Source organism: Hyphomonas sp. UBA3601 (assembly GCF_002375605.1).
Classification (GTDB): Bacteria; Pseudomonadota; Alphaproteobacteria; order Caulobacterales; family Hyphomonadaceae; genus Hyphomonas.
Map to the genome: position 1 here is coordinate 3,336 of NZ_DFME01000130.1, position 305 is coordinate 3,640.

The 305-nt window shown below is 55.7% G+C and carries 1 protein-coding gene; it reads left to right on the plus strand.

The window, feature by feature from the left end:
• On the plus strand, positions 1 to 294 hold a 294-nt coding region (locus B4F73_RS14850), incomplete at its 5' end, for an NAD(P)H-dependent oxidoreductase (protein ID WP_290483645.1).
• Positions 295 to 305: the final 11 nt, after the last annotated feature.

Below are 305 nucleotides of genomic sequence, written 5' to 3' on the forward strand. Positions count from 1 at the left end.
CGCCAATATGGCAGCGGCGGTCACCTGACCGAAACGCAATACATGCTGTCGCTCACACTCAATGCGCCGCGAATGGCATTTGGCGATCCGAACCAGAATTTCTTTGAAGGTCGCTCCGTCGAAGACCTGCTCTGGCCGGTGCATTTGAATTTCCGATTTTTCGGTATGCAGGCCCTGCCGAGCTTTGCGGCATATGATGTTTCCAAGGCGCCGACAATCGCGGCAGACTTCGAACGCTTCGATGCGCATTTGCGAAGCGCGTTTGGCTTGCCCGCCCAGCAATCCTCAGCCTGATGTGAGGAAAT